This is a genomic window from Saccharospirillum alexandrii, from assembly GCF_004000275.1.
GTDB classification, from domain to species: Bacteria; Pseudomonadota; Gammaproteobacteria; order Pseudomonadales; family Natronospirillaceae; genus Saccharospirillum; species Saccharospirillum alexandrii.
On the sequence record NZ_RCIP01000001.1, the window covers coordinates 510,124 to 532,619 of the forward strand.

The following is a 22,496-nucleotide window of genomic DNA, read 5'->3' on the forward strand; positions in this document are numbered from 1 at the left end:
TGGCCCCTTAAGGCGCTAGCTCGTCGTTAAACGCTCCCGGCGTTTATTCCCGCCCCAACTCAAAGCGAAAGCAGCCTACGGGCTGCTTTTTCAGTTTATGGGGAACCGAGGTTTCACCTCCTGGCAATCAAATACATACTTCCAGGCACAAAAAAACCGGAACATTGATCAGATGTTCCGGTTGTTGTGGAATGCCGCTCAGGTCACACCTTCCTGGTGTACCTATTCCCTGGCAAAGTGAACCTCGCTCCCTCAGGTTTCCCGTCCTATAACGACGACCGCTTCCCGTAACCGGTTTTGGCCATCCTTGCTGATCCTCCCTGATAATGCCGTCCCTGACCGTTTCTTCCCTGCTTCATCCGTCCCTGGCTCATGCCGTCCCTGAGCTCGCTTCCTTGCCAGCTTATCTTACTTAGCCTGGTTCCCTGTGCAGATAGAATCTTCCCTGTGAACCTCCCTGTTCGTTGCCTCCTTGCTCTGTGTCGGCTTCCTGCCGCCTTCCCTGTGTTCCGCGTGTTGCGGGCCCTACGCCTGTCTGTGCCGGTTCCCTGGCGGTGTTGCCATCCCTGATTCGGTGGTTATTCGTCGGTCATGCCTACTTGAATGCGATCCCGGTTTTTCTCGAGGGTGGCCGGTCCAATGCCCTGAACGTTCATCAGATCTTCAGGGGCAATAAAGGGGCCGAACTCATCGCGGTAGGCAACAATGGCTTCGGCTCTTACCAGGCCGACACCGTCCAGCAGATCAGCCAGTTTTTCGGCAGAGTCATTGTTGATGTCAACGTACAGTACTACGGATTCTGCGGCTGCTGTTTCGGTGGGGGCTTCCTCGGCGTGTGCCAGTGGCAGCAGGCAACTAAAGGCCAGTCCCAGTGTGATGATTCCTTTTTTCAACATCGTCTTTCCTTATCGGTTGTTGGTCGTTTTTGTGGTGCCGTTACAGCGGGCAAGACAAAAAGTAGCAAGCTATCCGATCGGAAAAAACAACCATCGTTCAAGTATATCTAGGGTATACCCCGGGTGGCGTCTGGTAACACCTTTCGAACGCTGTTGTGAAGTCGATCACAAGGTTTCTCAGGCTGTTTTCAAGGAGTTTCGGGGAGGGGTTATGTTGAATAACATGCGTGCGGGAGTTGTTCAGAGGCTTCCTTGCTTTATAATGCGCCAAATCTTGCTTGGGCAGGTTCATGAGTAACCCTCTGTATCGTCGAGACGTGATTTCCATTGGAGATCTGTCGCGCACCGACCTTGAATTCATCGTTAATCGTTCGGCCGAGCTCAAACACTCCGGGCCGTTGCCCCTGTTGAAAGACCGACTGATCGCCAGCTGTTTTTTTGAAGCCTCTACCCGTACCCGTCTGTCATTTGAAACGGCGGTGCAGCGCTTGGGCGGCACGTTGATCGGTTTTTCCGACAGCGGCAATACCTCAGCCAAAAAAGGCGAAACCCTCTCCGACAGCATTCAAATGATTGCTTCCTATGCCGATGCCATCATCATGCGGCACCCTCAGGAAGGGTCGGCCAGGTTAGCGGCTGAAGTGGCTGGTGTGCCGGTCATCAACGGGGGCGACGGCGCAAACCAGCACCCAACCCAAACCTTGCTCGATCTGGTCTCGATCGCAGAATGCCAGGGCCGTCTCGATGGCCTCTCGGTGGCCCTGGTAGGTGACCTCAAGTACGGCCGAACGGTGCATTCACTGGCTCAGGCGCTGGGGCATTTCAACCCCACCTTTTATTTCGTATCTCCCGATGCGCTCGCGATGCCGGCGTACATTGAAGACAATTTGACCGCGATGGGTATTCACTTCAGCCGCGTAGAATCTTTGGAAGAAGTGATTCCCATGGTGGATGTGCTGTACATGACTCGGGTGCAAAAAGAACGGCTGGATCCAACCGAGTACACTCATATTGCCTCTCAGTTTATTCTCAAGGCCGATATGCTGAGCCACGCACGGTCCAACTTGCGGGTCATGCACCCTCTGCCCAGAGTTGATGAAATACACCCGAGTGTCGACCGGACACCCTTTGCCTACTATTTCCAGCAAGCCGAAAACGGCGTCTATGCACGTCAGGCGCTGCTGTCCGGTGTCATGAACGAAGCCATTGAATTGCCATTTCCGGGAGGTCGATGAGATGTCTGCGATGAACCGGGATAAAATGCTGGTTGAGGCCATTCAGTCCGGCACGGTGATCGATCACATTCCGGCCGGAAAGGGGCTGACGATTATTGGGCGTCTGCAGCTGAAGAACGCTGAGGTTCGGCTGACCGTCGGTCTGAACCTGCCCAGCCACGGGGGTGGCCTGAAAGACCTGATCAAGATCGATGAGTGGCGCTTTACCGAGAGCGATGCTGCCGAGATGGCTCTATTCGCCCCCCGGGCGACGGTTAACATCATTGAGGATTATCGGGTCGTTCGTAAATTTCCGATTGGCCTGCCAGAGCGCTTTGTCGGTGTCTTTGCGTGCCCCAACACCAATTGCATTACCCATAATGAGCCGGTCGATAGCCGTTTCCGGGTATTGGTTGCCGATGATGCCGTCAAACTGAAGTGTCACTACTGTGAGCGCGCCTTTGCTGACAGCCTGTTTATTGAGCAAGGCAGCCTCTGAATCGGGGTCGTGAGGCGGCCTTCAGATACCCCGGTACATCTGAGCTTCAGGTCTAAAAAGCCTTGTTTTTCAGTTGCTTATTTTAATCTCATCTTTATAGTAAAGGCTTTTTACAGCCTATTTCCGACGGGAGTCTAGACAGTCCATGGAAACCCTAGCTCAACTGCATGACCGCGCGCTCGACGCGGTTCGCCATGCCAAGGAAACTCAGGAACTGGATGACCTCAGGGTCCGGTTTTTGGGTAAGAAAGGCGAAATTACTGCCCAGTTGAAAGGCTTGGGAGCCCTGTCCGCCGAGGAGCGCCCGGCCGCCGGTGCCAAAATCAACGAGGTCAAGACGGCCGTGGCAGACGCCATTGCCGCGCGCAAGGCCGAACTGGAAGAGGCTGCACTGAGCCAGCGCCTGGCTGAAGAGAAGGTGGATGTAACCCAGCCGGGTCGTCGCCAGGGCAAGGGTGGATTGCACCCAGTCACCCAGACGCTGCGTCGCATGGAGTCCTTCTTCACCGCCATTGGATACGATGTTGCCGTCGGCCCGGAAATTGAAGACGATTATCACAATTTCGAAGCGCTCAATATTCCATCGCACCACCCGGCGCGTGCCATGCACGATACCTTCTATTTCGACGCCACCACCTTGCTGCGTACTCACACGTCACCGGTGCAGGTGCGGACCATGGAAGCCGGTGAGCCGCCTTTTCGGGTGATATGCCCGGGCAGAGTCTACCGCTGTGACTCGGATTTGACCCACACCCCCATGTTCCACCAGATGGAAGGGCTGATGATCGATACCGACGTCAGCTTTGCCGATCTGAAAGGCACGGTGGAGGAGTTTTTGCGGGTATTTTTTGAAAAGGAACTGGCGGTTCGTTTTCGTCCCTCCTATTTCCCATTCACAGAGCCATCGGCCGAAGTCGATATCGAGTGCGTGATGTGCCGGGGCCAGGGCTGCCGCGTGTGCAGCCACACCGGTTGGCTGGAAGTGATGGGCTGCGGCATGGTACACCCGAATGTGCTGGCCGCCTCGAACATCGACAGCACCACCTACAAGGGGTTTGCATTTGGCATGGGGGTCGAGCGGTTGGCGATGTTGCGCTACGGCGTCAACGACCTGCGACTGTTCTTTGAGAACGACCTTAAATTTCTGCGCCAGTTCAACTGAACCCCGGTGGCCCGTCAAAAAGTCAGGATGGTTAACAGTTTATGAAAATCAGCGAACAGTGGTTACGGGAATGGGTGAACCCCGATCTCAGTGCACAGGCACTGATGGATCAAATCACCATGGCCGGTCTGGAAGTCGACGGTGCTGAGCCAGTCGCCGAAGCGTTTTCCGGCGTGATTGTCGCCCATATTACGGCCTGCGAGCCGCACCCCAATGCCGATAAACTGCAGGTGTGCCGCGTTGATACCGGCACCGAATCGGTACAGATCGTCTGTGGGGCTCCCAATGCCCGCGCCGGTATCAAGGTCGCACTGGCGCAAGTCGGCGCTGTGTTGCCAGGCAACTTCAAGATCAAAAAAGCCAAACTTCGGGATGTCGAAAGCCAGGGCATGTTGTGCAGCGAGAAAGAGCTTGGCTTGTCAGACGACCACGACGGCATTCTTGAGTTGGCTGATTCGGCTCCGGTCGGGCAGGATGTGCGCAAACTGCTGAATCTGGATGACCTGAGCATCGAAATCGACCTGACCCCGAACCGGGCAGACTGCCTGAGCATTGCGGGCCTGGCCCGCGAAGTGGCGGTATTGAATGACCTGACCCAAACCGCCCCGGCGATTGAACCGATCGCGGCCACGCATCAGGATACCTTCCCGGTCAGCCTTGAAGACCCGGTAGGTTGTCCGCGGTACGTTGGGCGTGTACTGAATAACGTCAACGTCGCAGCCCCGTCGCCACTGTGGATGGTAGAGCGATTGCGCCGCTCGGGCATTCGCTCGATTGACCCGGTGGTCGATGTCACTAACTACGTGATGCTTGAATTGGGTCAGCCAATGCATGGTTTCGACCTCGATCGGCTGAAAGAGGGTATCACGGTGCGCCGGGCACAGGACCAGGAAACCCTGGAGCTGCTGGATGGCCAGACTCTGACGCTTGGTAATGATGTTTTGATGATTGCGGATGCTGCGGGCCCCCTGGCAATGGCCGGTGTTATGGGCGGCGAGCAGAGCGGTGTCTCCCGGGAAACCCGCCGGGTCTTTTTGGAAAGTGCCTTCTTTGCGCCCATTGAAATAGCCGGCAAGGCTCGTGGTTTTGGCCTGCACACGGATGCCAGTCACCGCTTCGAGCGTGGCGTAGACCCGGCCTTACAGGAGATCGCCGTTGAGCGAGCCACTCGTTTGCTGGTGGACATCTGCGGCGCAGAACCCGGCCCGACTCAGATTCATGAAGTAAAGGCCAATGTTCCGGTGCCCGCCACCATTGCGTTACGTGCTGACTATGTCAAATCAGCGCTGGGGCTGGAAATAGCCGGTGAAGAGATTCGCCGCATATTGGCTGGGCTGGGCTTTGCCGTTCAGGAAACCGCCGCCGGTGAATGGCAGGTGGTGGCGCCGAGCTGGCGTTTTGATATGGCTATCGAGGCCGATCTGGTCGAGGAAATTGCCCGAATATACGGCTACAACCGCTTGCCGGTAACTCAGCCCAAAGCCGCTTTGGGACCCCGGGGCAAGCCAGAACAGCGCGTTACGACCGCCGCGATCGCTGATCGGTTGGCCGCGTTGGGCTACCAGGAGGCCATTACCTACAGTTTTGTCGAGCCAGCATTACAGCAAGCCATGTTTCCCAAAGAAGCGGCCATTGAACTGGCCAACCCCATTTCGGCCGACATGGCTGTGATGCGGGTATCTCTTTGGCCCGGCCTGGCCCGCGCTCTGACGCATAACCTGAAACGCCAGCAAGACCGGGTTCGCCTGTTTGAAACGGGCTTGCGGTTCCGGGAAACCTCGAAGGGGACAGAGCAGATCGCGATGGTATCTGGCATTGCGACTGGCAGCCGGTTGCCTGAAGCCTGGTATGAAAACGGTGAAGCCCTCGACTTTTTTGATGTCAAAGGCGATGTCGAGCAGGTGTTGTCGCTGGTGAAAGGGGTAGAATTCGATTTTCTGCCAGGCCGCCACACGGCATTGCACCCGGGCCAAAGCGCTCGTATTGAGCGAAATGGCAAGCTGGTCGGCTACATTGGCGCCCTGCACCCGAGCCTGGCCCGGCAACTGGATATCAAGCAACCGACTTTTTTGTTTGAGCTGCGGCTCGACCGGATTGTCAAAACGCAACTGCCTGCTTTTACAGCCCTGTCACGTTACCCCGGCAGTACCCGTGACCTGGCCGTCGTTGTTGATGAAGAAACGCCGGTTGCAGACCTGATGAACAGTGTTCGCGAAATGGCCGGAGAGGACCTGGAAAGCTTGACCCTCTTTGATATCTATCGTGGCAAAGGCATTGATTCGCAACGAAAAAGCGTGGCTCTGGGCTTGACCTGGCAGAATCCTTCGCGCACTCTTACTGATGAAGAAGTAAACAGTTTGATGGATTCGATCATCAACACCTTGCAGACGAGGTTCGATGCTGCGCTGAGGAACTGAGAATGGCCCTGACCAAGGCTGAGATGGCAGAGCGCTTGTACGAAGAGCTTGGCCTTAACAAACGTGAAGCAAAGGAAATGGTCGAAATCTTCTTCGAGGAGATTCGCGACTCGTTAGTGCATAACGAACAGGTTAAGCTCTCGGGGTTCGGTAATTTTGATCTCCGAGACAAGCGTCAGCGCCCTGGCAGGAATCCGAAGACGGGAGAGGAAATCCCGATTTCAGCGCGCAGGGTTGTGACATTCCGTCCCGGTCAGAAGCTTAAGGTAAAAGTCGAGGCATATGCTGGAACCGAGCCAGAATAATGAATTGCCTCCTATCCCAGGGAAGCGATACTTCACCATCGGTGAGGTCAGTGAACTGTGTGCCGTCAAACCACATGTCCTGCGTTATTGGGAACAGGAGTTTCCGCAGCTCAGTCCGGTAAAGCGTCGGGGTAATCGTCGTTATTACCAACGAGACGATGTCGTGCTGATCCGCCAGATTCGCCACCTTCTCTATGAAGATGGCTTTACCATTGGTGGCGCCCGGCAAAAACTGTCCGATCCGGAAGAGGGCGAAGTCATGCAGCATCAGCATCAAGCCCTGATACAGGATATGATTCGCGAACTCGAAGCTGTATTAAAGTTGCTTTCTGACGATTAATCGTCAAAAAGGTTTGATTTTTCAACTGCTTAGCGTATTATTCGCGACGTTTTCGGGCATTAGCGCAGTCTGGTAGCGCATCGTCATGGGGTGGCGAGGGTCGCAGGTTCAAATCCTGCATGCCCGACCAAAAACACCACAAAAGAGCCGGCTGAGAAGTCGGCTTTTTTGTGCCTACAGTTAAGGAAAATCGTGGGGTGGCTCGAGCCGTAGCCGGAACGCCGGCCGGATCCAATCCTGCATATCCGACCAAAAACACCACAAAAGAGCCGGCTGTGAAGTCGGCTTTTTTGTGCCTACAGGTAAGGAAAATCGTGGGGTGGCTCGAGCCGTAGCCGGAACGCCGGCCGGATCCAATCCTGCATGCCCGACAAAAATCACCACAAAAGAGCCGGCTGAGAAGCCGGCTTTTTTGTGTCTGATGGTTAAAAAACTCAATTCTCGGGAGGGTTACGCTGTGAGCGTCGGCTGCCGGTGTTGCCTCCGCGGGGAAGTCCGCAACATGGACTAAAACGCCAGGAGCGTTTTAGCTGAGCGCAGCGAGCCCAAAGGGTGAATCCCATGGATGGGATTCATAACATGCGGTCGAGGCTCCATGGACGGATTGAGTGGGTGGCATTCCGCCCGACCCCGCAGGGGCAACTCCGGTGGCCGATGCGGGCCAGGGCCACTTAGTAAGTTCCGAAACCTGAGTAATCGTTACGTGTTGTCGGTCTTCTGCCCCAAGCGGCAAAGATTGGCCCATCCTTTGCTCTGTCTCCCTTGTCAGTGGTCATTTCGAGCGTAAAGCGACTGTATTTTGTCGCCCCCAGCCCGAATCGACCCGAATCACCGGTTTTTTTGACGCTCCTGATGGCCGGAGTGTTTGAGGGGAATACAGATGTCCGATCATCGTCTCGATATTCAGAACGTACTGGGCCAGATGCGGTCCATTCGCGAGCAGATGAACCCGCCTGCCAATACCGCCAACCGGCCAGACGGGCCGGGCTTTGCCAGCCAGTTACAGCAGGCTCGTGAGCAGGCGAACCCGACCGCTCAGGTGCAGGATAGCCTGGCACCACAAGGCATCAATGCGTTGCAAAGTACACCGCCAGCCGAGGATGTGCCGTCCTTTGGCGACATGTTCAAATCGGCTATTGATACGGTAAATGGTAATCAGCAAGCGGCCAGTGGCATTGTAACCCGATACGAAATGGGTGATCCGTCGGTCGACCTGCCCGAGGTGATGATCGCCTTACAGAAATCCAGTGTTTCCTTTCAGGCGATGACCGAAGTACGTAACAAGATGGTCGAAGCCTACAAAGAAATCATGAACATGCCGATCTGAATCGCGTTGTTGTCTGGACGCATGATGACGGACTCCGGTTACTGGAGTCAGGCTAACCAACAGGATAGAGCATGACTGAAAACGTACCCGCTGCCACTGGAACGGCCATGGGCGGCCAATCGCAACAGGATGACAGTGCTTTGCCAAGTCGCTCGCGTGGCGAAGGTCGCGGTATGACAGCGACCGAACGCTCGGACATGGTTGAAACGGACACTTCAGCAACCAGCCGGTTGCATCCACTGGTGCAGGGTTTCAATAAGTTGGGCATGATGCGTCAGTTCGGTTTGCTGATCGGGCTGGCGGCCAGCATTGCCTTGGGTCTGGCCGTCGTGCTTTGGTCGCAGAAAGAAACCTACCGACCGTTGATGAACAGCACCAACAGTTATGCCGCGGCCGATGTGATTGAAGTATTGCAGGCCAATGCAGTGGATTTTGACATCGACCCGGCCAGCGGCGTTATTCTGGTTCGGCAGGGCGATTTGCACCAGGCCCGCCTGGCAATAGCCGGGGCTGGGCTGTCGGATGATCAGACGGTCGGGTATGAGCTGCTCGATCAGGATCAGCCACTCGGCACCAGTCAGTTCATGGAAAACACTCGCTATCTGCGCAGTCTGGAAGGCGAGCTGGCGCGCACCATTTCCTCGATCAATCAGGTTCGCACCGCCCGGGTTCACCTGGCAATTCCAGAGCGTTCTGTCTTTGTTCGCGACCAGCGACAACCAACCGCGTCAGTCTTTGCCGACCTCTATGCCGGCGCTGAAATGGATCGGGATTCCGTCAACGCCATTCGTAACCTGGTAGCCGGTTCAATTCCCGAACTGCAACCGTCCAATGTATCCATTGTTGACCAGCGTGGTCGGCTGTTGTCTGACGATACCCAGACCGCCGCCGAAGAATTGACCGATCGGCAGTTTGCCTACACCCAGCGCGTTGAAGACCGCATGGTCAATGCCATCAACTCCATTCTCAGCCCGGTTGTGGGGAATCAGCAGTTTCGTGCTGAGGTGTCGGCCGACATCGATTTTACGCGAGTGGAGCAGGCTGAAGAATTGTACAACCCCGATCTGATCGCCTTGCGCAGTGAACAAACCATCGACGAAGAACGCACCGGTGAGGCCGAGGGTGACATCCCCGGCGCACTCAACAATCAGCCGCCGGGCTTGGCTGAGGCTCCCGAGGAACTGGATGGAGACGGGCAGCCGGTGCAACCTCCCACGTCAAGCCGTAGTGAGGCGACCCGTAATTATGAAGTTGACCGAACCCTCAGCTACACTCAGTTCCAGCAGGGGCGGGTACGCCGCCTGACCGTTGCTGTTGTGGTAGATGACGTGATGCGTACTGATCCGGAGACCGGTGAAGCCGCTCGCGAGCCATGGACAGAAGCACAATTGCAACAGTTGCGCTTGCTGGTTCAGGATGCCGTAGGCTATGACCCGGCCCGGGGCGACAGTATTAACGTGATCAACTCCAGCTTTATGGGGACTGATGACGCCGTAGAGGTGCCTCAGTGGTACACTCAACCCTGGTTCTGGGACATCGCCAAGCAGATTCTGGCAGGCCTGTTCGTCCTGATACTGGTGTTTGGCATCTTGCGTCCGGCACTGAGGAACCTGATGAACCGGGGAGAAGCCGAGCAGGAAGGGGAGGATGACATGCTGGCCTCACTGGATATGGACGAAGACTCCATCACCGACGACAAAGTCACCCTGAGCACGGTCGACGAGTATCAATTGCCGGGCCCGTCCGAAAGTTTTGAACGGCAACTGGATGCCCTGCGCGGCTTGATAGCAGAAGACCCGGGTCGGGTCGCGCTGGTGCTGAAACGCTGGATTATGAGCAATGACTGAACAGAACCCGAATCTGCCGGTACCCAAGCAGAATAGTAAAGAAGACGCCGAGCGCGCCCTGGATGGCATTCCCTGGCTTAACCGGGCCGCCATTCTGCTGATGAGTGTCGGTGAAGCCGACGCCGCCGAAGTGCTCAAACACCTAGGGCCCAAAGAAGTGCAGCGGGTCGGTACAGCGATGTCGGGTTTGTCTGAAGTCCGTCAGCAGCAACTGGAAGGATCGGTCAGGCTCTTCCTCGAAGAAGTGGGCGGTCAGACCAGTCTCGGCATCGGCGCCAATGATTACATCCGTAACATGCTGACCCAGGCACTGGGTTCCGACAAAGCCTCGGGTCTGATCGACCGTATTTTGCTCGGTGGCAATACCACTGGCCTGGATACCCTGAAATGGATGGAAGCCCGGGCCGTGGCCGACATCATTCGCAATGAACACCCCCAGATTCAGGCCATTGTGATTGCTTACCTAGACCCGGATCAGTCGTCTGAAATTCTGGCCCAGTTCAGTGAAAAAGTCCGGCTCGATATCATCATGCGCGTAGCGGCGCTGGAGACAGTGCAGCCGGCGGCACTGTCGGAACTGAACTCCATCCTCGAGAAGCAATTCTCGTCCAGTGCAGGTACCCAGGCCCAGTCTCTGGGTGGCGTGAAGACGGCGGCGGAGATCATGAACTTTCTGGAATCCGGCGTCGAGGCCGAGATCATGGACGGCATCAAGGAGGTCGACGAAGACCTGGCGACTGAGATTGCCGATCTTATGTTCGTGTTCGACAACTTGTCCGAAGTCGACGATCGGGGCATTCAAACCTTGCTGCGAGAAATCGCCACCGACACACTCAAGGTTGCTCTGCGTGGTGCCGACCAGAATTTGCAGGAGAAAATTCTCGGCAATATGTCCAAGCGGGCAGCGGAGATACTCAAAGACGATATGGAGGCCATGGGGCCAGTACGTTTGACCGATGTCGAATCGGCGCAAAAGGAAATTCTCAACATCGCCCGGCGAATGGCCGACTCCGGAGAGATCGTACTGGGTGGCTCCGCAGGCGATGCAATGGTATGACGCCCGGTTATGAGCGGAGCAACCCAGGCGTCGTTCTCCTGGCGGTACCAGAAGGCCTGTCACGATGATGCCAAATAATGCCGGTGGGCCAACCAGAAGCGCTGCGGGATCGCCCAAAAAAGGCGCGACGGGTTACGCATCGTCCGGACAGGATGCCCCCAACGTAGAACCCTATCAACTGCCACGCTGGGATGCCCAGGGTAAGCCGGTACCCCAACCCAAAGGTCGCCAGGCCGATACCAGCACCGTCGAAGACGTCCAGCCGGAGAGCCTGAGCCCTCCGACGGCAGAAGACATTCGCCAGATCCACGAAGACGCTTACAACGAAGGCTTTGAATCCGGCTTCGAACAGGGCATGAAGCAGGGTCAGGCTACCGGCCAGACGGAAGGTTACAAGGCGGGATATGACAGCGGTGAGCAGGAGGGCCTGAGTGCGGGCCATAAAGCCGGTATGCTGTCTGCTCAGCAAGCAGAAACGGAGCGCATCAACGCCGAGTTGGCACCGCTGAGCGAGTTGTTTGATCAGATCAAAGCCGTGCTGGGACAACAAACCGATGATCTCGAAACGGGCCTGGTTGCGCTCGCGGTGCGAATTGCCCGTAACGTAATCGATGCCGAACTGACACTGAAACCGGAACACATTCAGGGCTTGGTGCATGCCGCCGTGCAGGCGCTGCCTAACGCTGACGAGCGCTTCACGCTAGAAATCAACCCCGATGATGCGGCATACGTGGAACCCATTGCCGAGCCGCACTGGAACCTGGTGCCCACACCCTCAATCAGCCGTGGTGGTTGTGTGATTCGAACCCGCTTCAGCTATGTGGATTACACCCTTGAGCATCGCTATCGCCAGCAGGTTAGCAACTTGCTGGCACATGCCGGGCTGAGCGAGCAACTGGCTGCCATGGAGTCACCCTGGCCCTTGCCGCCCGCGGAGCCGGATGCCGAGCAGGCGACCGGAGCGGCGTTGGACGACGCTGCGCCGACGGGCGAAACCCAGCCTGAAGACGACGCAGGGTTCGCTGCTGACGACCCGACGGAACCCGAAGCTGATGGGTCAGGCGACAGCACGCCGCAGGACGTCGAGGCGGATAATGAGCCGGACGAAGCGGTTGACAGTGCGCACGTGCAGGACGACCGGCCTGAGTCAGCCATCGATGATGTTGACGCCAGTGTCGCAGACTCCTCAGAACCTGCAGCAAGCGGATTGGATGCAGTCGAAGAGGCCGGTGCCGAGCTGCACGAGGCAGTTGACAGCGCGCGCGTGCAGGACGACATGCCCGGGTCTGCAGTCGATGATGTTAACGCCAGTGTCGAAGACTCCTCAGAGCCTGCAGCAAACGAATTGGATGCAGTCAAAGAGGCCGGTACCGAGCCGAAACAGCAGGCTTCGAAAGAGCCGGATACGGCCGGAGCAGACGTGCAGTCGGAAGACAAGGTGCCCCAAGCTGAACAGAGCGAAGCATCCGGTGACGATGAATCACCCGATCAGCAGCAACCCTTGGAACCTGATGGTAACGAGCCATGAGTAAAAACCTGGGCCTGTTTCTCCAGGACTGTCAGCGTTGGATCCCCGAGCGCAGTCCGGTCATTGTTGAAGGCAAACTGACCCGAATGGTGGGGCTCACGCTGGAGGCCATTGGCCTGAACGCCACTGTGGGGGAGCGGTGTCTGGTGATCGACCGGCAAAACCGGATCGAAGCCGAAGTGGTGGGTTTTCAGGACGACAAGGCCTTTTTGATGCCGGTGCAACCCATTTCAGGGCTGCGATCCGGTGCCCGGGTGGTGCCGCTGGAAAGCGCCAGTGAATTGGTGATTGGCGATGAATTGCTGGGCCGGGTCGTCAACGGCTTTGGCGAGCCGATCGATGGCAAAGGGCCACTCAGTTGCCGGGTGGAACAAAGCCTGAACGGAGTGGTGATTAACCCCTTGCACCGACAACCCATTCGCGAGCCGCTCGACGTCGGCATTCGTGCCATCAACGCCTTACTGACGGTGGGTCGGGGCCAACGCCTGGGCTTGTTTGCGGGGTCGGGTGTGGGCAAGTCGATGCTGCTGGGCATGATGACCCGCTTTACCACGGCTGACATTATCGTGGTCGGGCTGATCGGCGAACGTGGCCGGGAGGTCAAGGAGTTCATCGAAGACATTCTTGGTGACGAGGGGCTGGCCCGTGCCGTTGTGGTGGCATCACCGGCCGATGACGCGCCCCTGTTGCGATTGCGTGCGGCTCAGTACACTACCAGTATTGCCGAGTTTTTCAGGGCCCAGGGCAAGAACGTTCTGATGCTGATGGATTCCCTGACCCGATATGCACAGGCCCAGCGCGAAATCGCGCTGGCCATCGGCGAACCACCAGCCACCAAAGGGTACCCGCCTTCGGTCTTTGCGCGCATACCACAATTGGTGGAGCGGGCCGGTAATGCCGAGGCCGGTGGCGGATCGATCACAGCTTTCTATACTGTGCTGACCGAGGGCGATGACCAACAGGATCCGGTTGCCGATGCTTCCCGCGCCATCCTGGATGGCCATTTTGTGTTGAACCGGCGCCTGGCGGAAGAGGGCCATTACCCGGCCATCGATATCGAGCAGAGCATCAGTCGGGCGATGCCGCAAGTCGTATCCGCGGCTCACATGAAACAGGCGCAAACGCTCAAGCAAGTTTGGGCGCGATACCACCAGAATCGGGATTTGATCGCCATTGGTGCCTACAATTCGGGGTCGGACAAAGACATCGATGAAGCAATACAACTGTTTCCGGTCGTTCGGGGGTTTTTGCAGCAGGGGTTAAACGAACAAGTGCGGTATCAGGAAAGCGTCGCCCAATTGCAATCGCTGACACCCGGCCAGACTGCGCCAGCTCCCTCAGCGATGAAAAAAGGCCGGCCTTTGGCTCGGCCGCAACGCGCCCCGTAAATGTCGCGCAATGATCGCACCATGAACCAGGCAGGCAGTACGCCATGAAACGTTCGCAGCGCATGCAATTGATCGAGAAGCTGGCCCGGCAACGGGAAGACCAGGCAGCCCAGGCACTGGCCCAAACGCGTCAGCGCCTGGAGCAGGAGCAGGCTCAACTGACTGAATTGGAAGGGTATCGGGGTGAATACCTTGGCTACCTGGAAACTCAGGGGAGCGCAGGGTTGTCTATAGTGCAATGGCGTCGTACCCAGGGTTTTATCGATCAGTTGGGTGGCGTGATCGGTCAGCAGGAAGGGGTCATAAAGCAATGGCAACGCCAAGAGCAACAAGTGCTGATGCAATGGCAAAAACTGTATCAGCGACGCAAGAGTATTGGCCAGCTGGTCGACAAACTCTCGCTGCAGGAAGCGATTGAGGCGGACAAACAAGAGCAAAAAGTACTGGATGAGTTGGTCGGGCAAATGGCGCAGCGTTCAGGACCGGGCCGATAACCCGGGTACGGCTTGCCAGCCCGCCCTTGCAACCAGTAAAGTAACTGACAGCGGGCCAGATTGTCAGGAGGCGCTATCCTCTTTGAAGCCGTCTACAATAACACAGGGCGGCCATCCCAGAGCCCAATACACCACAGAGGATTTACTATGACAGTGTCGGCAATTCCCAGCGACAACGGGCGCGAAATGACCATCAAGATTACCGGCCGGTTTGATTTCAGTTCGCACCAGGAATTTCGCCAGATCTATGAGAACGCCTCGCCGGATATCAAGGTGTATATCATCGACATGTGCGATGCCACCTATCTGGACAGCTCGGCGCTGGGCATGTTGCTGTTGCTTCGGGATCATGCCGGAGGCGACCATTCGGAAATCCGCATTGTCAATTGCAATGAGGACGTTCGAAAAATCCTGACCATTTCCAATTTCGGACAGTTGTTCAGGATCGAATGATCACCCATCCGACTGCGCAACCTCCAGGGCAGGGGCTGCGGATACTGATCGCAGATGACAATCAGTCCGACCGCATGATCCTTCAGGCCATCGTAAGGCGAGAAGGGCATGAAGTTTTGCTGGCGACCGATGGCCGTGAAGCCGTCGAACAGTTCAAACAGCACGCGCCCGACATCGTTTTGATGGACGCCCTGATGCCGGTCATGAACGGTCTTGAAGCCAGCCGTGCGATCAAAGCCCTTGCAGAGAGCGACCTGGTCCCCATCATCTTTCTCACCTCCCTGCAGGATGCCGAATCCCTGGCCGAGTGCCTCGACAGCGGCGGCGACGACTTTATGTCGAAGCCCTACAACCGGGTCATCCTCAAGGCAAAAATCAACGCCTTCAGTCGAATGCGGGCCATGCACGCGCAACTGCAACGCCATAACCGCCAAATGCTGCTGGAACAACAGGTCGCCAAAACCGTTTTTGACAACGTGGCACACTCCGGTTGCTTAAATCTGCCTAATATTCAGCACTCCCTGTCGCCGATGGCGGTGTTTAATGGCGATACCGTTCTGGCCGAACGCAAACCCGATGGTGGCATGTTGCTGTTTCTGGGCGACTTCACCGGCCATGGGTTGCCCGCAGCCATTGGTGCCATGCCGCTGGCGGAAATTTTCTATGGAATGACCTCCAAGGGTTTTTCGATGGAAGAGGTGTTGCGCGAGGTAAACAGCAAGCTGCGTAAAATACTGCCGGTCGGGGTATTCTGTTGCGGTGCCATGGTGGAGCTGAATTTTCACAACAAGTCGGCCCGGGTCTGGGTTGGCGGAGTGCCCGATGTGTACCTCTACCGTGGGCAGAGCGGACAGGTTGAGCGGTTCGCCAGTGCGCACTTGCCGCTGGGCGTGCTCGACCCCTATGAGTTCGATCCACACAGTCTGGATGTGGTGATGCACAATGGCGATCGGGTGTTTTTGTGGTCAGACGGCATTATCGAAAGCCGAAACCCGGCTGACGAGATGTTTGGTGAAGAGCGGCTCAATCAGGTGTTTGCGCGCACCGACCACCCGGACCGGATTTTTCAGGCGATTCTCGATCAGGTCGACCACTTTATGGGCGGCAGCGACCGGGACGATGACATCACCCTGGTAACGGCCAAAATGGTCGATATCGAAGACATCGGCATGACCACCTACGAATCGAGCAAGGGTTCTATAGGCGGCCCGGTCAACTGGACCCTGAGCCTGGCGCTGCACGAGCAGAGCCTGGCGGCATTTAACCCCTTGCCGCTGGTCATGAATCTGTTGATGGAAGTGGAAGGGCTGCGGCCGTTGGGAGGTCAGCTGTACACCCTGCTGGCTGAATTGTTCAGCAATGCGCTGGAACACGGCGTGCTGGAACTGGATTCCGGGTTGAAGACAGGCCCCCAGGGCTTCGGGCAGTATTATTTGCAGCGCGAACAGGCGCTGGCATCGCTGTCGGATGGGAGTGTCCGGCTCACGCTGACCCATCGGCCGCTGGAGATTGGCGGCGAGCTGATCATGGAGGTCACGGATACCGGGAGCGGGTTCCCCTTTGCCGACTTCGGAGACGAACAACCAGAGTCCGACCCGCAACCCAGCGCTCAATGGGATTACAGCGGGCGTGGTATCACTCTGATCCGGCAATTAAGCGACGAACTGACCTATCTCGACGGCGGTCGGTCGGTCAGGGCCATCGTCCGCTGGCCTCGAAACTGAGCATTTGCGCAGAGGTTTTTGGCTCATTCCCGTTAACGGGTCAGACGGCGTGACTGTCCGGCTGTAAAACTCAGCCGATAACGCCTATTATGAAGGCCAGTAACCGATTTACGGAGCCCCAGGGACGGTGCACAACTCAAACACCCAACGCGAGGCTGCCATGTCTGATTCCGAAACCCCAATTCAGATAGACGATCATCTGGATGTAACCATATTGGGTGAGTTGCAGACACTGCTTGAAGACGATTTTCCGGATTTGATTCACACTTTTCTAAGCGACGCCCGGATTCGCGTCCGTGAACTGGTGCGCACTGTAGATTCTGGTGTCGCGGAAGACATTCGTCAGTCTGCGCACAGCTTCAAAGGCAGTACGCTTAATGTCGGGGCCAAGCAATTGTCCAGCCTGTGTCGGGAGCTTGAAGATCTGGCTCGCTCCGGTCGGACCCAGGGATCCAAAGGCCTGGTTGACCGGATCGAAGTCGAGCTGAATCAGGTCGAGCAACTGATGCGCGATTCTTACCTGTAGAATGGTCACCTGCAGATTCGGTCAGGCCTGTCGGTAGACACCGCCGTTGGATACTGCAATGTGAATCATTTCAGTAAAACCTTTTTTGAAAAGTCGCTGTTTAGACCGGTCTCTTTGCTGGGGCGTTGGTAACTGGTCGAAATAGCAGCCCCGATAGTCTTTCAATCTCACCCCCTGTTTGCTCGATGTAACTTGCTTTTGGCCTGAATGGCCCGGGCTTTGCAATTGATCCAGAACACCTCCTATGTCGGAAAGGGCACCATGCAGTTATTGTCGTCTCAGTTTGCCGTCAGCAGTACCCGGGAAGCCGTCGTCGCCGATGCGGATGCCAAGGCACCCGCCTTGTCTGAGCGGGGCTTTCAAAGCGTTTTTAGCGAGTATACCCATCGATCAGAAGGCTCTGCATCAGCGGCACCCAGGCTCGCCTCGTCCCGCTCTTCTGAAACCATACCCAGTGGGCTCTCTGGCCAATTATTGCCGCAGCGGCAAAGCGATACCGGGCAGCTTGGCGAGTCGGAGTTGGCGCTGGACAATCTGGCAGATACCCTGGAAGGGCTGACGGCAACGCTGGAGGATCTGCTTGAGCTTGAGCAAGACGCGCCCGAGGGTGAGACGGGTCCGCTTACTGAATTGCTGGTTGGCCGGTTGGGTTTGACCGATGAGGCCGCTGCGGACTTTATTAACACCCTGCAGACCTGGGTTGCTGAGCCGCCAACGGTTGCCATGAGCGCGGAAGCTCTGGCTGATCTCGGGCCTGAAGCGCTGCTGACCGTTCAGGCAATGGGTGATTCGCTGGCGTCACTGGAGGCTGATGTAAACCAGTGGTACCAGCAAGTCGCTCAGTTGGCAGGGGATGCGTCGCTAGCTTTGGCCAAGGGCGAACTCGCTGCCTTGTCGCAAGAGGCCGATACCCCCGAACTTATGAACACAGGCTTTCCCCTGATCGGCAGCACTTCCGCTGGAACGGCACCGCGTGATCGCACCATGCTCGAAACATTGCAGCAATGGTCTCAGGCACTGAATGACGGGCAAGGCGGGTTGTCGCAACTGGTAACCTCAATCGCCGAGCGTGTCAGGGCCGTTCTCAATACGGCGGCCGGGGGCAGTCTGCCATCGACTTTTGACCAATCGCGCCCCGAAAATACGCTGTTAGCCCAGGAGACGGCTCTGGTTGGCGACAAGCCGGCTCCCACCGCCGATACTTTGTTCAGTAAGTTGTTGCAGACGGGTGGAACCGGCCCTGACCATTCAGATTCATTGGCAGCGGCTCGTCTGACCCCGCTGGCAGCAGCTGTGGCCGATGAGGCGAGGCAGCCACTGCTGGGCGGGCAACCGATTCCCGAGAAGGCTGATGCCGCTAATGCGGTCATACAGCGTAGCTTGCAACAACCGGTGCTGGCCGGGGAAGCGGGCCGGCAATTGGGTGAACGGCTGGCCTTGATGGTCAGGGGTGATATACAGCAAGCCACGATTCGCCTTGACCCGCCTGAGCTTGGCATGATGGATGTCCGAATTACGGTTCAGAATGATCAGACTCAGGTGCAGATCGTTGTGCAGAGCCCACAGGTTCGCGAGGCTCTGGAAAGTCAAAGTGTCCGGTTGCGTGAATTCCTGGAACAACAGGGTTTGTCGCTGGCGAAACTCGATATCCGGGAGGAATCGTCCGGGCATCAGCAAGCAGGCAGCGAACAGGGTAGCGACGAAAGCGGCGACACCCACGGCTTGGCAACGGGTGATGACGAAGGTACCGGTGAGTCAGTCACCAGCGTAGCCTGGGGGCAGGGACTGGTCGACCATTTCGTCTGACCCGACTAGACTGTTGGCAGTATCGCCCGGGTGCCAGTGCTGAGCAGATCTGACTCTTGGCGCAACCCTTGCTAGCCAAAGCAGAGACACAGGCGGTTTTGACACCCGGACACTGCAAGCGAGTATCAATTAAACGAAGGTGTCCCGACAGGGCTGCCGACCTACCAGGAATTTGGACGTAACGCATGGCGGAAGAACAGCAAGCAGATGTCGAGGAAGCGACGGGCTCGGGCAAAAAGAAACTGAAAATGATGCTGCTGATCCTGGTCGGTGTGTTGGTGGTGGCAGGCCTATCGGTCGGTGGCACGCTGTTCCTGTTGAGCCCGGGGGCCGACGACCCTGAGGGTGAAACGGAGATGTCGGAAGAAGAGATGAACGCGGCCATGAACACTGGCCCGGCCAACTACCTGGCCATGCAGCCGGCCTTTGTGGTCAATTTCAACGAAGCAGGCCGAACCCGCTTCTTGCAGTTGGAGTTGTCGCTGGTGTCTCGCGATGGTGAGGCGATCGATACTGCCAACATGCACATGCCACTGTTACGCAACAACTTGTTGCAAACACTGGCAGAACAGGATTTTGAAACACTGAAGACGGTAGAAGGCAAAGAACAGCTGGTCGCGTCGCTAACAGCAACGGTCCAGGCAACGATAGAAGAAAAGCTCGGTCGGCCCGGTTTTGAAACCGTGTTGTTTCGCAGCTTTGTCATGCAATAGGGGCTGCCGTGCAGGACTTACTGTCACAAGACGAAATTGATGCGTTGCTCCACGGCATCGATGACGGTGCCGTTGAAGAGGAAGACACCGGCGACGCCAATGGCGTTAAATCCTACGATTTAACCAGTCAGGACCGCATTGTGCGCGGTCGTATGCCTACGCTGGAAATGATCAACGAGCGTTTTGCCCGCTATACCCGCATCAGCATGTTCAACTTCCTGCGTCGCAGTGCCGACGTTGCGACCGGCGGCATACAAATACTCAAGTTTGGCGAATACGTGCATACGCTGTATGTTCCGACCAGCTTGAACCTGGTTAAAGTGCGGCCACTGCGCGGCACAGCGCTGTTTATTCTGGACGCCAAATTGGTGTTCAAACTGGTCGACAATTTCTTTGGTGGTGATGGCCGCCATGCCAAGATTGAAGGTCGCGAGTTTACCCCGACCGAGATTCGCGTGGTTCAAATGGTGTTGTCGCAGGTCTTTCAGGATATGAAAGAGGCCTGGGGCGCCGTACTTGACGTGGACTTCGAATACGTTTCTTCCGAAGTGAACCCGGCGATGGCCAACATCGTTTCCCCAAGCGAAGTGGTGGTGGTCAGCACCTTTCACGTAGAGCTGGATGGAGGCGGTGGTGACCTGCATGTCACCATGCCTTATTCAATGATTGAACCGGTACGCGAAGTGCTCGATGCCGGTGTGCAAAGCGATGTCGATGAAATTGATGATCGCTGGGTCGATTCCCTGCGTCACGACATTCTGCGCGCCAAGGTACCCATCAACGCCACGGTAGTCGAGCGCGATATCAAGCTGCGCGACCTGGTTGATCTGGAAGCCGGGGACATCATTCCCATCGATTTGCCGGAAACCTTGACGTTGGCGGCGAACAAGGTGCCGTTGTTTGAATGCACGCTGGGTCAGTCCGGTGAAAATCTGGCGTTAAAAGTGATACGCCCGTCACCCATGGCCAAACGCGATGTGGGTGACCTGAAATCCCGCTTGTTGGGGCAGCGACGGCGCAAACGTGAAGAATATGCGGTCGAGGCGATCAGCCAGACGGTGAAAGAGGAGAGTAACGATGAGTGATAATGACCTGCCACCGGAAGACGAAACAGACGCGGGCGAAGAAAGCAATCAGGACGATCAGGCGCTGGCCGATGAATGGGCTGCCGCCATGTCGGAATCCGGTGATGACGAGCGCGATGACAATGATGACGCCCAGAGTGACCCTACCCGGGCCCCGCTTGAGGAATTCGGTGCGGCCACATCGGTCGGTTCTCCTGGCGATTCGCCAAATCTGGACGTGATTCTCGACATTCCCGTGGTGATTTCCATGGAGGTTGGCAACACCCAGATTCCCATTCGAAACCTGCTGCAACTGAACCAGGGGAGTGTGATCGAGCTGGATCGACTGGCGGGTGAACCGCTGGATGTTCTGGTTAACGGAACCCTGATCGCGCATGGCGAAGTGGTGATGGTGAATGAGAAGTTTGGTATTCGACTGACTGATGTTGTCAGTCAGCAGGAACGGATACAGCGGTTACGATGAGCTTCCCGTTCTTTGACGCTGCCAACAAAACTTTGACGTCTGCCGGTGCAACGGCCACCGGCGGGCTTCTGCTGCTGCCTGTCAACCGGGTGCTTGCCAGCGCCGGTTCCGCTGTGCCTGGCGGGGGTGGTGACTATATGCGCCTGGGTTTAACCCTGCTGTTCATTGTTGGCCTCATCTTTGCGTGTGGCTGGTTAGTACGACGAATGGCTGGCGGCTCAGGCTTCAATAACCGCCACATCAAAGTACTGTCAGTGATGCCTTTGGGTACGCGCGAAAAGTTGATGTTGGTCAAGGCGGCTGATGAAACCCTGCTGATCGGGGTAACCGCACAATCCATCTCAACGTTGCACCGCTTCGATGGCCCGCTCGATCTGACAGACGCGATGCAACCCAGTCCATTCGCCGATCGAATGAAAGGCTTATTGAAAGGACTGGACAGTGACCCTCTGGCCAAACACAGAAAAAACACTCAGAAAACCGCAGGCGATTCGGACACCCAGTCGTAACCGCTGTCTTGCTCGCATCGCGTTGACTGCGATGCTGCTACTGGGCGCTGTTGCCCAGGCCCGCGGGATACCCGCCATTACTCTGACGAGCGATGCTGACGGTGGTCAGACCTATTCGGTAACCCTGCAAATTCTGGCGCTGATGACAGCGCTGACCTTTATTCCCGCCGCGTTGATGATGATGACCAGCTTTACCCGCATCATCGTTGTTTTCGCGATTCTGCGACAGGCCATCGGCTTGCAGCAAACACCATCGAACCAAATGTTGATTGGCCTGGCTCTGTTTCTGACGTTCTTTATCATGACGCCGGTATTGAACGAGGTGAATGAAAACGCCATTCAGCCCTACATCAACGAAGAAATCCTGCCGCTTGAAGCCATCGATGAAGCCGTAGCCCCGATGAAAACTTTCATGCTGGCACAAACGCGGGAAACGGACATTGCCATGTTTATTCGACTGGCGGACATGGAAAACGAAATTGAAACGCCGCAGGACACTCCGCTGAATGTTTTGGTTCCGGCCTTTGTGACCAGTGAACTCAAGACGGCGTTTCAAATTGGATTTCTGCTGTTTATTCCGTTTCTGATCATCGATTTGGTGGTCGCTTCTGTGCTGATGGCCATGGGCATGATGATGTTGTCACCCATCATCATATCCTTGCCGTTTAAAATCATGTTGTTTGTTCTGGTGGATGGCTGGGCCATGATCATGGGTTCAGTCGCTGGCAGCTTTGCGTAGGGAG

General features: G+C 56.6%; 22 protein-coding genes and 1 tRNA gene. 22 read left to right on the forward strand and 1 reads right to left on the reverse strand.

Annotation, left to right across the window (positions count from 1 at the left end):
• Positions 1–578: 578 nt before the first annotated feature.
• On the reverse strand, positions 579–896 hold the full coding sequence (locus EP166_RS02395) for a ComEA family DNA-binding protein (RefSeq protein WP_127555211.1): 318 nt from the start codon (positions 894–896) through the stop codon (positions 579–581).
• A gap of 290 nt (positions 897–1,186) precedes the next feature.
• On the opposite strand from EP166_RS02395, the gene pyrB reads away from it, so the two are divergent.
• The 22 genes from pyrB (at position 1,187) to fliP (ending at position 22,492) form a co-directional block, all read left to right on the forward strand.
• On the forward strand, positions 1,187–2,131 hold the full coding sequence (gene pyrB / locus EP166_RS02400) for an aspartate carbamoyltransferase (RefSeq protein ID WP_127555212.1): 945 nt from the start codon (positions 1,187–1,189) through the stop codon (positions 2,129–2,131).
• 1 nt (position 2,132) lies between these two features.
• Positions 2,133–2,609 (forward strand): aspartate carbamoyltransferase regulatory subunit, encoded by a 477-nt coding sequence (pyrI, locus tag EP166_RS02405; RefSeq protein WP_246026199.1) that lies wholly within the window; start codon positions 2,133–2,135, stop codon positions 2,607–2,609.
• A gap of 145 nt (positions 2,610–2,754) precedes the next feature.
• Positions 2,755–3,771, forward strand: a complete 1,017-nt coding sequence (gene pheS / locus EP166_RS02410; RefSeq protein WP_127555213.1) for a phenylalanine--tRNA ligase subunit alpha — start codon at positions 2,755–2,757, stop codon at positions 3,769–3,771.
• 41 nt (positions 3,772–3,812) lie between these two features.
• On the forward strand, positions 3,813–6,188 hold the full coding sequence (gene pheT / locus EP166_RS02415; protein ID WP_127555214.1) for a phenylalanine--tRNA ligase subunit beta: 2,376 nt from the start codon (positions 3,813–3,815) through the stop codon (positions 6,186–6,188).
• Between the two features lie 2 nt (positions 6,189–6,190).
• Positions 6,191–6,493: an integration host factor subunit alpha gene (ihfA, locus tag EP166_RS02420; protein WP_028671389.1), complete on the forward strand. Its 303-nt coding sequence runs from the start codon at positions 6,191–6,193 to the stop codon at positions 6,491–6,493.
• Complete coding sequence (locus EP166_RS02425; RefSeq protein WP_127555215.1) at positions 6,471–6,833, forward strand: MerR family transcriptional regulator; 363 nt, start codon at positions 6,471–6,473, stop codon at positions 6,831–6,833. The genes ihfA and EP166_RS02425 overlap by 23 nt, the downstream gene beginning before the upstream one ends.
• Before the next feature lie 53 nt (positions 6,834–6,886).
• Positions 6,887–6,963 (forward strand) — tRNA-Pro (locus EP166_RS02430).
• A 750-nt stretch (positions 6,964–7,713) separates the two neighbouring features.
• Entirely contained in the window at positions 7,714–8,160 is a 447-nt protein-coding gene (gene fliE / locus EP166_RS02435) for a flagellar hook-basal body complex protein FliE (protein WP_127555216.1), read from the forward strand.
• A 71-nt stretch (positions 8,161–8,231) separates the two neighbouring features.
• Positions 8,232–10,007: a flagellar basal-body MS-ring/collar protein FliF gene (gene fliF / locus EP166_RS02440; RefSeq protein ID WP_246026200.1), complete on the forward strand. Its 1,776-nt coding sequence runs from the start codon at positions 8,232–8,234 to the stop codon at positions 10,005–10,007.
• The gene (gene fliG / locus EP166_RS02445; RefSeq protein WP_127555217.1) at positions 10,000–11,064 is read left to right on the forward strand and encodes a flagellar motor switch protein FliG; all 1,065 of its coding nucleotides are present in this window, start codon (positions 10,000–10,002) and stop codon (positions 11,062–11,064) included. Before fliF ends, fliG begins: the two co-directional genes overlap by 8 nt.
• Before the next feature lie 64 nt (positions 11,065–11,128).
• Entirely contained in the window at positions 11,129–12,592 is a 1,464-nt protein-coding gene (locus EP166_RS02450) for a FliH/SctL family protein (protein ID WP_127555218.1), read from the forward strand.
• Complete coding sequence (gene fliI / locus EP166_RS02455; RefSeq protein WP_127555219.1) at positions 12,589–13,980, forward strand: flagellar protein export ATPase FliI; 1,392 nt, start codon at positions 12,589–12,591, stop codon at positions 13,978–13,980. Before EP166_RS02450 ends, fliI begins: the two co-directional genes overlap by 4 nt.
• Positions 13,981–14,024: 44 nt before the next feature.
• Complete coding sequence (gene fliJ, locus EP166_RS02460) at positions 14,025–14,474, forward strand: flagellar export protein FliJ (RefSeq protein WP_127555220.1); 450 nt, start codon at positions 14,025–14,027, stop codon at positions 14,472–14,474.
• 147 nt (positions 14,475–14,621) lie between these two features.
• A complete protein-coding gene (locus tag EP166_RS02465; protein ID WP_127555221.1) occupies positions 14,622–14,927 on the forward strand; it encodes an STAS domain-containing protein in 306 nt (101 codons plus the stop codon).
• Entirely contained in the window at positions 14,924–16,651 is a 1,728-nt protein-coding gene (locus EP166_RS02470; protein ID WP_127555222.1) for an ATP-binding SpoIIE family protein phosphatase, read from the forward strand. The genes EP166_RS02465 and EP166_RS02470 overlap by 4 nt, the downstream gene beginning before the upstream one ends.
• A 160-nt stretch (positions 16,652–16,811) precedes the next feature.
• Positions 16,812–17,177, forward strand: coding sequence for an Hpt domain-containing protein (locus EP166_RS02475; protein WP_127555223.1), 366 nt, complete (start codon positions 16,812–16,814; stop codon positions 17,175–17,177).
• A gap of 261 nt (positions 17,178–17,438) precedes the next feature.
• A complete protein-coding gene (locus EP166_RS02480) occupies positions 17,439–18,983 on the forward strand; it encodes a flagellar hook-length control protein FliK (protein ID WP_164743780.1) in 1,545 nt (514 codons plus the stop codon).
• A gap of 185 nt (positions 18,984–19,168) precedes the next feature.
• Positions 19,169–19,696, forward strand: coding sequence for a flagellar basal body-associated FliL family protein (locus EP166_RS02485; RefSeq protein ID WP_127555225.1), 528 nt, complete (start codon positions 19,169–19,171; stop codon positions 19,694–19,696).
• A gap of 8 nt (positions 19,697–19,704) precedes the next feature.
• Positions 19,705–20,781: a flagellar motor switch protein FliM gene (fliM, locus tag EP166_RS02490; RefSeq protein ID WP_181952697.1), complete on the forward strand. Its 1,077-nt coding sequence runs from the start codon at positions 19,705–19,707 to the stop codon at positions 20,779–20,781.
• On the forward strand, positions 20,774–21,244 hold the full coding sequence (gene fliN, locus EP166_RS02495) for a flagellar motor switch protein FliN (RefSeq protein ID WP_127555227.1): 471 nt from the start codon (positions 20,774–20,776) through the stop codon (positions 21,242–21,244). The genes fliM and fliN overlap by 8 nt, the downstream gene beginning before the upstream one ends.
• Positions 21,241–21,753, forward strand: a complete 513-nt coding sequence (gene fliO, locus EP166_RS02500) for a flagellar biosynthetic protein FliO (protein WP_127555228.1) — start codon at positions 21,241–21,243, stop codon at positions 21,751–21,753. The genes fliN and fliO overlap by 4 nt, the downstream gene beginning before the upstream one ends.
• A 31-nt stretch (positions 21,754–21,784) precedes the next feature.
• On the forward strand, positions 21,785–22,492 hold the full coding sequence (gene fliP, locus EP166_RS02505) for a flagellar type III secretion system pore protein FliP (protein ID WP_127556223.1): 708 nt from the start codon (positions 21,785–21,787) through the stop codon (positions 22,490–22,492).
• Positions 22,493–22,496: the final 4 nt, after the last annotated feature.